14 protein-coding genes are annotated in these 13,346 nt (G+C 70.6%); 8 read left to right on the forward strand and 6 right to left on the reverse strand.

Translation table 11 applies throughout. The features are described 5' to 3' along the window. Positions 1–3: 3 nt before the first annotated feature. The 5 genes from ACVCMC_RS09270 (at position 4) to ACVCMC_RS09290 (ending at position 7,204) form a co-directional block, all read left to right on the forward strand. Positions 4–1,908, forward strand: a complete 1,905-nt coding sequence (locus ACVCMC_RS09270; RefSeq protein ID WP_447097045.1) for a S53 family peptidase — start codon at positions 4–6, stop codon at positions 1,906–1,908. 102 nt (positions 1,909–2,010) lie between these two features. Further along, positions 2,011–2,898 (forward strand): PhzF family phenazine biosynthesis protein, encoded by an 888-nt coding sequence (locus tag ACVCMC_RS09275; protein ID WP_447097046.1) that lies wholly within the window; start codon positions 2,011–2,013, stop codon positions 2,896–2,898. Between the two features lie 69 nt (positions 2,899–2,967). Next, the gene (locus tag ACVCMC_RS09280) at positions 2,968–4,296 is read left to right on the forward strand and encodes an APC family permease (protein ID WP_447097047.1); all 1,329 of its coding nucleotides are present in this window, start codon (positions 2,968–2,970) and stop codon (positions 4,294–4,296) included. A 113-nt stretch (positions 4,297–4,409) separates the two neighbouring features. Then, positions 4,410–4,940, forward strand: coding sequence for a (2Fe-2S)-binding protein (locus ACVCMC_RS09285; protein WP_447097048.1), 531 nt, complete (start codon positions 4,410–4,412; stop codon positions 4,938–4,940). Beyond that, the gene (locus ACVCMC_RS09290; RefSeq protein WP_447097049.1) at positions 4,937–7,204 is read left to right on the forward strand and encodes a molybdopterin cofactor-binding domain-containing protein; all 2,268 of its coding nucleotides are present in this window, start codon (positions 4,937–4,939) and stop codon (positions 7,202–7,204) included. The genes ACVCMC_RS09285 and ACVCMC_RS09290 overlap by 4 nt, the downstream gene beginning before the upstream one ends. A gap of 6 nt (positions 7,205–7,210) precedes the next feature. On the opposite strand, the gene ACVCMC_RS09295 is transcribed toward ACVCMC_RS09290, so the two are convergent. Then, positions 7,211–7,654, reverse strand: coding sequence for a secondary thiamine-phosphate synthase enzyme YjbQ (locus ACVCMC_RS09295; RefSeq protein ID WP_447097050.1), 444 nt, complete (start codon positions 7,652–7,654; stop codon positions 7,211–7,213). Next, positions 7,651–8,238 (reverse strand): pyridoxamine 5'-phosphate oxidase, encoded by a 588-nt coding sequence (gene pdxH, locus ACVCMC_RS09300; RefSeq protein WP_395116899.1) that lies wholly within the window; start codon positions 8,236–8,238, stop codon positions 7,651–7,653. The genes ACVCMC_RS09295 and pdxH overlap by 4 nt, the downstream gene beginning before the upstream one ends. A gap of 212 nt (positions 8,239–8,450) precedes the next feature. Here pdxH and ACVCMC_RS09305 point away from each other — a divergent pair, with 212 nt between their 5' ends. Beyond that, complete coding sequence (locus tag ACVCMC_RS09305) at positions 8,451–9,281, forward strand: kinase (protein WP_395116897.1); 831 nt, start codon at positions 8,451–8,453, stop codon at positions 9,279–9,281. A 39-nt stretch (positions 9,282–9,320) separates the two neighbouring features. Here the strand turns inward: ACVCMC_RS09305 and ACVCMC_RS09310 are convergent, their stop codons facing one another. The 3 genes from ACVCMC_RS09310 to ACVCMC_RS09320 form a co-directional block, all read right to left on the reverse strand. Continuing rightward, the gene (locus ACVCMC_RS09310; protein WP_395116895.1) at positions 9,321–9,524 is read right to left on the reverse strand and encodes a dodecin family protein; all 204 of its coding nucleotides are present in this window, start codon (positions 9,522–9,524) and stop codon (positions 9,321–9,323) included. Positions 9,525–9,633: 109 nt separating this feature from the next. Continuing rightward, positions 9,634–9,975 (reverse strand): YbjQ family protein, encoded by a 342-nt coding sequence (locus tag ACVCMC_RS09315; protein WP_395116893.1) that lies wholly within the window; start codon positions 9,973–9,975, stop codon positions 9,634–9,636. Positions 9,976–10,007: 32 nt separating this feature from the next. Continuing rightward, positions 10,008–10,841, reverse strand: a complete 834-nt coding sequence (locus ACVCMC_RS09320; protein ID WP_447097051.1) for an NAD-dependent epimerase/dehydratase family protein — start codon at positions 10,839–10,841, stop codon at positions 10,008–10,010. 35 nt (positions 10,842–10,876) lie between these two features. On the opposite strand from ACVCMC_RS09320, the gene ACVCMC_RS09325 reads away from it, so the two are divergent. Together ACVCMC_RS09325 and aroB are read left to right on the forward strand one after the other, a co-directional pair. Continuing rightward, on the forward strand, positions 10,877–11,434 hold the full coding sequence (locus tag ACVCMC_RS09325) for a shikimate kinase (protein WP_447097052.1): 558 nt from the start codon (positions 10,877–10,879) through the stop codon (positions 11,432–11,434). Beyond that, complete coding sequence (gene aroB / locus ACVCMC_RS09330) at positions 11,431–12,546, forward strand: 3-dehydroquinate synthase (RefSeq protein WP_447097053.1); 1,116 nt, start codon at positions 11,431–11,433, stop codon at positions 12,544–12,546. Before ACVCMC_RS09325 ends, aroB begins: the two co-directional genes overlap by 4 nt. Before the next feature lie 24 nt (positions 12,547–12,570). On the opposite strand, the gene azu is transcribed toward aroB, so the two are convergent. Then, positions 12,571–13,188 carry an azurin gene (azu, locus tag ACVCMC_RS09335; RefSeq protein ID WP_447097054.1) on the reverse strand — a complete coding sequence of 206 codons (618 nt, stop codon included), beginning with the start codon at positions 13,186–13,188 and terminating at the stop codon, positions 12,571–12,573. Between the last annotated feature and the right edge of the window lie 158 nt (positions 13,189–13,346).

Below are 13,346 nucleotides of genomic sequence, written 5' to 3' on the forward strand. Positions count from 1 at the left end.
CTCATGCACTTCAAATTGCGCAGGAAAGTTCTCGCCATCAGCCTCGCGACCATGCTGGCCGGTGTGGCCACCTCGGTCTCCGCCGCGGGTTTGCAGGCCGTCACCGACCAGGGCCTGGCACCCACCGACCAGAGCGTCACCGTCAGCCTCGTGCTGCGATTGCGCCACGAGGCCGAGCTTGAAAACTACGTTCGTCAGACGGCCACGCCCGGCAGCGCGAACTTCCAGAAGTTCCTCACCACGGCGCAGTTCGCCGAGCGCTACGGCGCCACCGATGCGCAAATCGCCAAAGTGCAGGGCTACCTGAGCCAGCATGGGCTGCAGGGCGAGCTGCTGGACAGCCACCTGGTAATCAGTGTGCGCGGCACGATCGGCCAGTTCAGCCAGCTGTTCGGCACGCCGGTGCACAACTACGTGTCGCGCAAGACGGGCCAGCGCTTCCATCGCCCGGCGCGTCCGCTGGTGATGCCGGTCGGCCTGGGCGACAACGTGATCCTGGCCAGCGGCCTCAGCAACGAGTGGCACTACGTGCCGCACCACACGTCGAAGCTGCCGGTGACCAACCTGCGGCTGGCCAACCCGCCGACCACGCTGTCGGCGCAGGCGCGTGCGGCAGCGACCGGCAACCCCACCGCCACCGGGGTGCCTGGCCAGTACACCGTGGGCGACGTGGCCAACCTGTACAACATCAACCCGCTGTACCGGCGCGGCATCACCGGCAAGGGTTCGACCCTGGCGATCGTCACCCTGGCCACCTTCGACCCGTCTGACGCGGAGGATTACTGGACCGCGATCGGGCTGGACACCAAGCCGAACCGCATCACCCAGGTGCATGTCGATGGCGGCGGCGGCACCAACGGCGCGGACGAGACCACGCTCGACGTGCAGCAGGCCGGCGGGCTGGCGCCGCAGGCCAACATCATCGTCTACGACGCGCCGAACGCCGGCTCCGGCTTCGTCGACGCGTTCGCCCGCGCGGTCTCCGACAACCGGGCGGACAGCATCTCGGCCAGTTGGGGTCTGGGCGAGATCTTCAACTTCGCGGCGCTGAACGTGGACGGCGCGCGCAACACCGACACCACCGACGTCGGCGACCTGCGTGCCTATCACCAGATTTTCCTGGAGGCGGCCGCGCAGGGGCAGTCGATGTTCGCCGCCAGCGGCGACTCCGGCGCCTACGACACGGTACGCGCCCTCGGCACCGGTGACGGACCGGGCGAGTTCAGCGCACCGCTCACCGTCGATGCCCCGGCGTCTGATCCGTACATCACCGCTGCCGGCGGCACCACGGTGCCGGTGAAGTTCGTCAACTCCTCCGGCCAGGTGGTGCTGTCGATCGACCAGGAGAGCGTGTGGGGCTGGGATTACCTGCTGCCGTTCGTGCCCAGCCGTGACTATGTGTTCTCGGTCGGCGGCGGCGGTGGCGTCAGCGTCTACTGGCGCCAGCCGATGTACCAGCTCTTCACCAGCGGCATGGAGCGCAGCGAGAAAAACCAGGAGCTGACCTACAACGATCCGGCCACCGGCCCGTACACCTACCTGAAGCTGCCCGGCAACTTCAAGGGTCGCAACCTGCCGGACATCTCGCTCAACGCGGATCCGGAAACCGGCTACCTGCTGGTGTTCCAGGGCGGCCTGTACAGCTCCGGCGGCACCAGCTTCGTCGCACCGCAGTTGAACGGCATCACCGCGCTGTTGCGGCAGAGCACGGGCCATCGCATCGGCCTGTGGAACCCGCACATGTACCTGCTGCAGAACCTCTTCGGCTACGGCAAGTGGTCGGCGTTCAACCGCATCAGTGCCGGCGACAACTGGTTCTACGCCGGCAATGGCCGTTACAACCCGGGCGCCGGCATCGGCACCCTGGACGTGGCCAATTTCGACACGTTCCTGCGCGTGGGCTTCTGAGCGAACGCCCCGGCCCGCGCCGAATGCGCGGGCCGGTTCGCCGGCTTGTCGGCGAACGCCATCAATGCGATCTTCCGGCGACTCCCTCCCCCCGGAACCGCCATGCCAGCACGCCGTTTCCTGCAACTGGACGTTTTCGCCGACCGCCTGCTAAACGGCAACCCGCTGGCCGTCGTGGTGGACGCCGAGGGGCTGGATGGCGCAGCGATGCAGCGCATCGCGCGCTGGACCAACCTCTCTGAAACCAGTTTCCTGCTGCCGCCTACCGAGCCGCAGGCGGACTACCGCGTGCGCATCTTCACGCCGCGCCAGGAGTTGCCGTTCGCCGGCCACCCCAGTGTGGGCAGCGCGTATGCAGCGATCGAGGCAGGGCTGGTCGATGCCGGCAAGCGCAGACTGACCCAGCAGTGCGAGGCCGGCCTGCTGCCGGTGCAGGTGGTCGGCGACGGCCCGACACGGATCATCCACGTGCAGGCGCCGCCGGCCCGGTTGGGCGAGATCGATGATGCCCTGCGCGCGCAGCTCGCATCTGCATTGCGGGTGGAACTTGCGCGCGACGACGTCGTCCTGGTCGACAACGGACCGCACTGGATCCTGTGCAACCTGGGCGAGGCGGCACCGGTGCGCGCGCTGCTGCCGGACATGGCGGCGCTGGCGGCGCTGTGCCTCCGGCACGACGCGGTCGGCGTCAGTGTGTTCGGGCATGAACGTTCCGATGTCGCGGCCATGGCGGTGCGCGCCTTCTGTCCCGCCGACGGCATCCCGGAGGACCCGGTCACCGGCAGCGCCAATGCGGCGATCATGGCCTGGCTCGGCGCGCGCGGCGATCGTGACGGCCATGGCCTGAACTATCGCGCCAGCCAGGGGCGCGAGGTGGGTCGCGACGGCCTGGTCGATGTGGCGCGCGACGACGCCACCGGCGCCGTCACCATCGGCGGAGCCTGCGTCATCGGCGTGCGCGGCGAACTGCTGTTTCCGGCCGCGGACTGATCACCGCCGCCTTGCCGAACGCGCGGCGCGCCGCCATGCTGTCGCGCCGCCATCCACATGACCCGACCGATGCCCTCAGCCCATCCCTCCGGCAGCTACCTGCGCAGCCTGCGCCCATGGGACGCCGCGCTGATCGTGGTCGGCGGCATCATCGGCGGCGGGATCTTCCTCAACCCCGGCATCGTGGCGCAGCGCACCGAGTCGGGGCTGGCGCTGCTGCTGATGTGGGTGGCCGCCGGCGTGCTCACCCTGATCGGCGCGCTGTGCTACGCCGAGCTCGGCGCGCGCCGGCCGCACGCGGGCGGCACCTACGTCTACCTGCGCGAGGCGTTCGGGCCGCTGGCCGGCTTCCTGTTCGGCTGGACCATGCTGCTGGTGATCTACTCCGGCTCCAGCGCGGCGGTGGCGACGATCTTCGCCAGCTACGCCGCTTCGCTGTTCGGGCTGCCGCCGGCCTGGGCGCTGCCGCTGACCGTCGGCGCGCTGGTCTTCGTCGGCGGCATCAACCTGTTCGGCATCCGCCTCGGCGCGCAGATCCAGAACCTGTTCGCCCTGCTCAAGCTGCTGGCGGTGGCGGTGCTGGTGGTGTGTGGCCTGTTCCTCGCCGGCGCCGGCCACGGCCAGGTGCTGGCCGTCGATCCGGCGCGCCACGGCGTCGGCTTCATGGGCGCGGCGCTGCCGGTGCTGTTCGCGTACTCCGGCTTCACCTACCTCAACAACCTGGCCGGCGAAGTGCGCGACCCGCAGCGCACGCTGCCGCGCGCGCTGACCCTGGGCATGCTGCTGGTGATCGGCGCCTACGCGCTGGTCAACGTGGCCTACCTCGCCGTGCTCGGTCACGCCGGGCTCGCCGCCAGCAGTGCGCCGGCGGCGGACGTGATGCAGCAGGTGGCCGGCCCGGTCGGCGCGAAGGTGATCGCGCTGGGCGTGGCGATCTCCACCCTCGGCTTCTGCAATATCACCCTGGTTGCCGGTGCGCGGGTGCTGCAGGTGATGGGCGAGGACGGGCTGTTCTTCCGCGCGGTGGCGCGGCTGCATCCGCGCTGGCGCACGCCGAACACCGCGCTGCTGCTGCTGACCGGCTGGGCCATCGTGCTGGCCCTTTCGGGCGGCTACGGCCAGTTGCTGGACTACGCCACCTTCGGCGACTGGCTGGCCTGCGCGGTGGGCGTGGCCACGCTGTTCTGGTATCGCCGGCACGATCCGGCCAACCCCGGCTTCCGCGTGCCCGGCTACCCGTGGCTGCCGTGGCTGTTCATCGCGACGGTTGGCGCGGTGGTGGTGGCCACCCTGCTCGACAACCCGCGCAACGCGGGCATGGGCCTGCTGATCATGGCCGCGGGCATCCCGGTGTACGGCATCTGGCGCCGCCTGGGCAAGCAGCACCGCGGCGCGTGACGCCGGCCCGGCGCACCGCTCGCCGCCGTCGACGATGAACGGCATGTGGCTGCGGGGCTGCTGCGGCCACACGGCAATGCCACAATAGGCAGACGATCCGCGGAGAAGTCCCGATGCTCCAATCCCACATCCTGCCGGCCGAACCGGCCAGCGCCATCGTGCCGGAGAAGGCACGCGAGGGCATCGATGTGCAGATCAACGGCGAGCATTACCGGCACACCGGCGACCCGCAGATGCCGCTGCTGTGGTACCTGCGCGACGTGTTGCGGCTGACCGGCACCAAGTACGGCGGCGCGCACGGCGAGAACGGCGCCGACCTCGTGCTGGTGGCGGACGCGGCGGTTTCCGCGGTCACGGCGCCGATGCAGACGCTGGCCGGCAAGTCGATCACCACGGTGGAGGGGCTGGCCGGCGGCGACGACAGCCTGCATCCGCTGCAGCAGGCCTTCATCGACGAGGACGCGATCGGCTGCGGCTACTGCACGCCGGGCTGGCTGATCGCCGGCGTGGCGCTGCTGCGGCGCAAGCCCAAGCCGAGCGACGACGACATCGACCAGTTGCCCAATCTGTGCCGCTGCGGCTGCCAGACCCGCGTGCGCCGCGCGATCAAGCGGGCGGCGGCCGGCAAGGCGGGCCAGTCGTGAGCAGCGAGGGCGGCAACTCCACGATCCGCCTCGATCGCCGTCGATTCCTGCAGGTGCTGGCCGGCACCGCCGGTGCGCTGGTGGTCGGCATCCGCCTGGCCGACGCCGCCGACGCTCCGTTGCCGCCAGCGCTGCTCGGCAACGATTTCCACGACCTCGGCGCCTATGTGCGCATCGACGCCGACGGCCTGGTGCTGATCGGTGCGCGCGACCCGGATACCGGCACCGGCGTGGCCACGGCCTTGCCGCGGATCATCGCCGACGAACTCGACGCCGACTGGGAGCGGGTCCGCGTGGTTGCGTTGGGGCTGGGCGTCAGCAACGACAACGGCCGGCCGAAGTGGACCTACGGCCACCAGGTGGGCGGTACCGGCAATTCCATCCCGGCCGCGTGGCGCGACCTGCGCCAGGTCGGCGCGCTGGCGCGCTGGCTGCTGTTGCAGGCGGCGGCGCGACGGCTCGGCGTTTCCGCCAGCCGGCTGCGCTGCGATGCGGGCACCGTGATCGCGCCCGACGGGCGCCGGGCCACCTACGGCAGTCTCGCCGCCGACGCCAGCCAGGTCGCGCTGCCCACGCAGGCGCCGCCGGTGAAGGCCGCCAGCAGCTACCAGCTGATCGGCCGGCCCGCTGGCGACGTGGACGCGCATGCCATCGTCACCGGCCAGGCGCGCTACGCGATCGACGAGCATCTCGGCGATGCACTGGTCGCCGTGCTGGTGCACTGCCCGTGGCCGGACGGCACGCTGGCGCGCATCGACACCGGCGACGCGCTGGCGCAGCCCGGCGTGGTCAAGGTGATCCAGCTCAAGCCCGAGCCGGGCCAGCCGCGCGGCATGACGGTGATCGCCCCGGCCGTCGCCGTGCTGGCCACCGACACCTGGGCTGCGCTGCGGGGCCGCGCCAAGCTCAAGCTCGAATGGAAGCCCGGCGCAGGCGGCGGGGAGAGCAGCAGCGCGCTGGAGCAACAGGCGCTGGCCACGCTCGCCGGCACCGATGCGCCGACCACGCGCGTGCGCGACGACGGCGACGTCGACGCCGCCGGCAAGAAAGCCGCGCGCCGCCTGCAGGCCACCTACGTGCAGCCGTGGCTGGCGCACGCCACCGCCGAGCCGATGAACTGCCTGGTGCGGCTGGACAAGGATCGCGCCAGCCTGGTGGTGCCAACCCAGGCGCCGCAGAAAGCCTGGGCGGTGGTGCAGCGCCTGACCGGGCTGCAGCCGGCGCAGATCGACATCCGCGTGCCGCGCGTGGGCGGCGGTTACGGTCGCCGGCTGGACCACGATTTCGTCGCCGAGGCGGTGATCCTGGCGCAGGCGGTCGGCAAGCCGATACGCCTGCTGTGGACCCGCGACGAGGATTTCAGCCACGACTTCTACCGCTCCGGCTGCGTGCACCAGCTAAACGCCGTCGTCGACCGCAAGCGCCGGCTGATCGGCTGGAACCAGCGCATGGTCAGCGCCTCGGCGGCGAGCCTGCGCGGCGTGCCGGAAGATCGACTGTGGCGCTCCGAGCTGCGCGCCGACCAGTTGCCCGCCGGCCTGGTGCCGAACTACCGCAGCGACTGGTACGCGCAGGCCTCCGCGATGCCGCGCGGACCGTTCCGCGGCATGCCGCATCTCAGCAACGCGTTCGCGGTGGAAAGCTTCATCGACGAGATCGCCCACCAGCTGCGCGAAGATCCGCTGAAGACGCGGCTGCGCATCCTCGGCGAACCGCGCCAGCTGCCGTTGGGCGGCGACGCCGTGCTCGACGTCGGCCGCCTTCGCAACGTGCTGCAACTGGTCGCCGACCGCATCGTGTGGAAGAACTGGCTGCACAGCATCAACGGCCTGGGCCTCGCCTGCTGGCACGTCGACGGCGCCTACGTGGCGCATGCCATCGAGGTCGCTCTGCAAGGCCAGACGCTGGTGGTCCGCCGTGTGGCGTGCGCCGTCGACGTGGGTCGCGTGGTGAATCCGCTGGGCCTGGAAGGACAGATCGCCGGCGCCACGCTGGACGCCTTGTCGCTCGCGCTGCACCCGGCGATCACCTTCAAGGATGGCCAGGTCCAGCAGCACGGCTACAAGGATTACCCGCTGGCCACCATGACCGAGCTGCCGCGCGAGGTGGAAGTGATCACCGTGCCCGGCGACCGCGACCCCAGTGGCGCGAGCTTCCTGGCGATGCCCAGCGTCGCGCCCGCGCTGGCCAATGCCGTGTTCCGCGCCAGCGCCGTGCGCGTGCGCCGGTTGCCGCTGATGAAGGAACTGATGCGGCTGCTCTGAGCGAGATCAGTCCGTCGGCATGCCCGTCACGGTCACCACCACCCGGCGCCGGTGCGCGGCGTGGCGGTGTTCCCACAGGTAGATGCCCTGCCAGGTGCCGAGCGTCGGCGCGGCGTTGCGCACCGGCACGCCGAGGCTGACCCCGGTGAGGATCGAGCGCACGTGCGCGGGCATGTCGTCGGGGCCTTCGGCGTCATGCCGGAAGAGCGGATCGCCGTCCGGCACCGCGCGGGCGAACCAGCGCTCGAGGTCGGCGCGCACGGCGGGGTCGGCATTCTCGCCGAGCAGCAGCGAGCAACTGGTGTGCGGCGTGAACACCAGCGCGGTGCCGATGCGCACCGCGCTGGCCGCGACCGCATCGGCGACTTCGGCGGTGATGTCGTGGAAGCCGCGGCCGCGGGTGTCGACCACGAACTCGCGCTGCGCCACCACCACCGCCGACGCGCTCACGGGTACAGCATCCGGGACGTCCAGGTCTGCCCGTGGCGGCTCCAGCGCACGCGCTCGTGCAGGCGGAACTCGGCGCCATACCAGAACTCGATCATGTCCGGCTCCACCAGGTAACCGCCCCAGTGCGGCGGCCGGCTGACGTTGCGCCCGGCGAACTCCTCCTCGTAGTGCTGCACGCGCCGCTCGAAGGTCTCGCGGTCGGGCAGGGTCTGCGACTGCAGCGAGGCCCAGGCGCCGATCTGGCTGCCGCGCGGGCGGCTGGCGAAGTAGGCGTCGGACTCCTCCTCCTGCAGTTTCCGCGCGACTCCCTCGACGCGCACCTGCACGCCCTGGCGCACGTGTTTCCAGTGGAAGCACAGCGCGACCTGCGCGTGCGCCTCCAATTGGCCGCCCTTGTCGCTCTGGTAGTTGCTGAAAAAGCGAAAGCCGCGCTCGTCGACGCCCTTCAGGAGCACGATGCGCGAGGCGACCCGGCCGGCGCTTTCCGCGGTGGCCAGGTTCATCGCCGTGGGTTCGGGGTCGCCGCTGGCCTTGGCCTCGTCCAGCAGCCGGATGAAAGTGTCCAGGATTTCAGGTTTGAGCATGATGTGTGAAACTTCCCTTTTGCGTCGTGGCCAAAGCGCGCCATCATGGAGCGAATGAAACTGTCCGATGATAGTGCAATGATCCCCGCACCCCGCATCCCGCCCCCGGCGGCAACGGCGCGATGCTTCTCCACGCAAGGTGAAAATGGCGGCAATGGCCATGCGCCAGCCTGCCGTCGTGCCGGCCCGGGCCAGGCCGGGAGTCGCCGCCGATGATGTCGCTGGCGCAGCAGCAGAACGAGGCGCTGGCCGGACACCTTCTGGACCAGTACGCCGGGCGCATTGCGCGCTCGCGCAGGCCCTACATCCTGGGCCTGTCGGGCCTGCAGGGCAGCGGCAAGAGCACCCTGGCGCGAGTCATGAAGGCGCAGGCCAAGGCGCGCGGCTGGGACACCGAGGTGCTCTCGCTGGACGATTTCTACTACGCCCGCAGCGAGCGCGAGGCGCTGGCGCGCGACGTGCACCCGCTGCTGCGTTCGCGCGGCGTGCCGGGCACCCACGAGATCGAGCTGCTGCTGTCGGTGCTGGCGGCGGTGCCGCACGCCTCCGCCCGGCTGGCGGTGACCCATCCGCGCTTCGACAAGGGCCGCGACACGCGCCTGCCGCCCTCGCGCTGGCCGCGGATCACCAAGCGACCCGCGCTGGTGATCGTGGAGGGTTGGGCGCTGGGCATCCGGCCGCAGCCGCTGACGGCGCTGGCCCGGCCGATCAATGCACTGGAACGCGACGAGGACCCGGACGGCGCCTGGCGGCGCTGGGTCAACAAGCAGTTGCGCGGCTACCAGCCGCTATGGCGCAAGTTCGACGCGCTGATCGTGCTGCAGGCACCGAACTGGGACATCGTGCGCCGCTGGCGCGGCGAGCAGGAGGAGGAACTGGTCGCACGCCACGCCCCGCTGGCGATGGACGCGGCCAGCATGGGCCGCTTCCTGATGCACTTCGAACGCCTCAGCCGCCACGCATTGGCGACGCTGCCGGCGCTGGCCGACACGGTGGTGGAGTACGACGACGACCGCCACGTGACCGGACTCACGCACGGCTGACAGGGCAGCGTCGAGGCGCCGCCCTGACGCCGCGCGCCCTCAGTCGACGACGAAGTTGACCTTCATGTTGACGCGCCACTCGGTGACGCTGCCGTCGTCGGCGGTGACCACCTTGATCTCGTTGATCCAGGCTCCCTTGATCTTCTTCACCGATTCCCCGGCCTTGCGCAACCCGTGCTGCACGGCATCCTCGATGCCCTGCTTCGACGACGCGTTGATCTCGATGACCTTGGCTACTGACATGGCGTGAACCTCCCGTCCGGGCGTGCAAGCGGCACGCGGCGCTCCCTGTCCCGAAGCCCGAGTCTGGCCCGCACGCACGACGCGGCACAAGCCGCACCGCGTCATGCGTTCAGGCGGGCTGCACCTGCACGGCGGTGCCATAGGCCAGCACTTCGGTGACGCCCTGGGCCACGTCGTTGGCGTCGTAGCGCATCGCCACCACGGCGTTGGCGCCCATCGCGGCGGCATGCTGCAGCATCAGTTCGAAGGCTTCCTCGCGCGCCTTCTCGCACAGTTCCGTGTAGATGGAGATATTGCCGCCGACGATGGTCTGCAGCGCGGCGCCGAGGTTGCCGACCACGCTGCGCGAACGCACGGTAATGCCGCGCACGATGCCGAACGAGCGCACGATGCGGCAACCGGGGATGTCGTTGCCGGTGCTGACCTGGTGATGCGGGATGGATGCAGTCATGGCGCTCTCCTGGATGGCGGGTGGAACGAAGATCAGCTGTCGAGCAGCGCGGCGTAGCCGAGGCGCGCATCCGGCCAGCGCGGCGCGAAGCCGCTGGCGCGCAGCCGCGCATTGCTCAGCCGCTTGCTGCCGATGCCCGGCGGCGGCGCGCCGGCGGCCGGCGGGGGTACGCCGAGCAGTCGCGCCAGATGATCGTGTAGCACGTCGAGCGGCAGCGGCGTGTCGTCCACGCCGAGATAGCACGCCTGCGGATCGGGCAGCGCCAGCAAGTGCGCGATCGCCGCGGCCGCATCGTCCACATGGATGCGATTGGCCCAGTGCGGCGCGGCCCGCGGCACCTGCACCGTGCCGGCGCGCAGGCGCTCGAACAGCTGGGTTCGCCCCGGCCCGTACAGCCCGGCCAGGCGCAGCACCACCGAGCACACCGGTTGCGCGGCCAGCCAGCGCTCCGCCTCGAGCAAGGTGGCGCCGTTGAAACCGGGTGGGGCGGGCGGCGTGTCCTCGTCCACCCAGTCGCCGTCGTGCGCGCCGTACACCGCGCTGGAGGAAACCAGCAGCACACGCTGCAACCTGCCATCGTCGAGCGCGGCCAGCAGATGGCGCAGCCCGTCGACGAAAGTCGCGCGATAGGCTGCCGCGTCGCGGTGGTCCGGCGTGGGCAGGTAAACCAGCTGCGTGAATGCGCGCGGCAAGGCGGCGAGGCTGTCCGGCCGGGTGAGGTCCGCCTGCAGCCAGCGGATGTCCGGGCCCCCTGCCACAGGCGGGTGCCGGCGCAATGCCCATACCTCGTCACCGCGCCCGCGCAGCTGCTGCGCCACGCGCAGGCCGAGATCGCCGCAACCGGCCAGCAGTACCCGCTCGCTCACCGCAACCCTCCTTCGGCGCCTGTTAGCATCACGCCATGAATCCGTCGTGCAACCTGTTCATCGTCGGTCCGACCGGTGCCGGCAAGACCTCGGTCGGCAGGCGGCTCGCCGTGCATTATGGGCTCTCGTTCGTCGATCTCGACCAGCAGGTCGAGCAGCATTGCGGCGTGGACGTGGGCACGGTGTTCGAGCTCGAGGGCGAAGCCGGCTTCCGCCAGCGCGAGAGCGCGCAGCTGGACGCGCTGAGCCGGCGCTGCGGCATGCTGCTGGCGACCGGCGCGGGCGCCGTGCTGGCGAGCGACAATCGCCGCTGGCTGAGCCAGCGCGGTTTCGTGGTGTGGCTGCAGGCCAGCGTCGAGCAACAGCTTGAACGACTCGAACGCGACCATCGCCGCCCGCTGCTGGCCGTGCCCGATCGCCTCGCACGCCTGCAGGCGATGGCCGCGGTGCGCGAGCCGATCTACCGCGACCTTGCCGACCTCGTCGTGCCCGGCCACCATGGCAGCGTCGGCGCCGCCAGCGAACGATGCATCGAACTGATCGACGCGCACTGGCAACGCGACCCTTCTTCCCGTCCCGCGCAGCACGCATGAACAAGCCCCCCTTGCACAGCATCAACGTCGCGCTCGGCCTGCGCAGCTACCCGGTATGGATCGGCAGCGGCCTGCTCGACGATCCGGCGCGCTGGCGCCCGCTGCTGCGCGGGCGCCATGCGTTGGTGGTCAGCAACACCACGGTGGCGCCGCTGTACCTGGAGCGGGTCGAGGCGGGGCTGGAGGGCTTGCACTGGTCGTCGTTCCTGCTGGACGACGGCGAGGTGCACAAGAGTTTCGCCAATGTCGGCCGCGTGCTGGACGCGCTGGGCCAGCTCGGCGCCACCCGCGACGCCTGCGTGATCGCCCTGGGCGGCGGCGTGGTCGGCGACCTCGCCGGCTTCAGCGCCGCGTGCTGGATGCGCGGCATCGACTTCATCCAGATGCCGACCACCTTGCTGGCGATGGTCGACTCCTCGGTCGGCGGCAAGACCGGGGTGAACCTGCCGGTGGGCAAGAACCTGGCCGGAGCCTTCCACCAGCCGCGCGCGGTGATCGCCGACATCGACACACTCGCCACCCTGCCCGCGCGCGAATACCGCGCCGGGCTCGCCGAGGTGGTCAAGGGCGCAGCGATCGGCGACGAGACGTTCTTCGTGTGGCTGGAGCAGCACGCCGACGCGCTGGCCGCGCGCGACGTCGACACCGTGCTGGAAGCCATCGCGCGCAAGGTGCAGTACAAGGCCGGCGTGGTGGCGCGCGACGAGACCGAGCAGGGTGAACGCGCCCTGCTCAACTTCGGCCACACCTTCGGCCACGCACTGGAAACCGCGGGCCACTACGCCAGCCTGCTGCACGGCGAGGCGGTGGCGATCGGCATGCTGCTGGCCGCGCAATTGTCCGAACGCTCCGGCATGAGCGAACCCGGCGATACCGCGCGGCTGGAACGGTTGCTGCGCACGCTCGGCCTGCCGCTGGCGATCCCGGCGGGGATGGACACGGCGCGGCTGCTGCAATGGATGCGGCTGGACAAGAAGAACGCCGCCGGCCAGTTGCGCCTGATCCTGTGGCGCGGCATCGGTCGCGCGGAGATCGTCGCCGCGGTGCCGGAATCCGCCGTCGCGGCGACACTCGATGCCGCCGCGCGCGGGCCAGGGGTTCCGGCCGCCTGACCGGGCCGGAACCCGGCGCGCCGGTTACTGGACGCTGATGCTGCCCTTCATCAGGGCCGAGTGGCCCGGGAAGCTGCAGAAGAACACGTACGGACCGTCACCCTGGATCTTGCTGACCGGGAAACTCACCGAGGTGGTCTCGCCACCGCCGATCAGCTTGGTGTGGGCGATCACGCGCGAGTCGTCCGCCTTGACGTAGCCGGCGGCCGCGCCCGCGGCAACGCCGTCGGCATCCACGGCCTGCATGTCGGACTGTTTGGTGATCACCACGTCATGGCCCATCGCGGTGACCGGCATGGTGCCGGTGTGCTTGAGCGTGATCTTGAAGTCCTTGCACGAGGAAGGCACCACGATGGAGGACACGTTGTACTGCATCGCGTCCGAACCCTCGATCTCGGTGGCGCAATCGGTGACCACCGCGGTGCCCTTGCTGGTGTCCATGGCCGACCCGGCAGGCGCGTTGGCCATGCCGGCGGCGGTCGTCGCCGGAGCGGGCGTCATCGCCACCGGAGCCTGGGCCGGGGTCGTGGTGGCGGACGGGGCCGGCGCCGACTCGGATGTCGCCGGCGACGACGAGTTGTCGCTGCAGGCGGCCAGCGCCAGCGCACAGGCGGCAGCAAGCAGACTCGGTTTGATGTTCATCGATCGTCCTCCTGGGTGGCAAAGCCGCATCATCGAACAGCGATGCTCTGCATCCCGTGAAGACGCCCCGCCCAAGCATGCCGCAGGGGCGGGCGGCGCCGGCACCTGCGTGCTGCCGGACCATTTCTCCGCGAACGCCCCGTGTGCATCCATAGGCT

This window comes from Rhodanobacter sp. UC4452_H20, assembly GCF_052978205.1.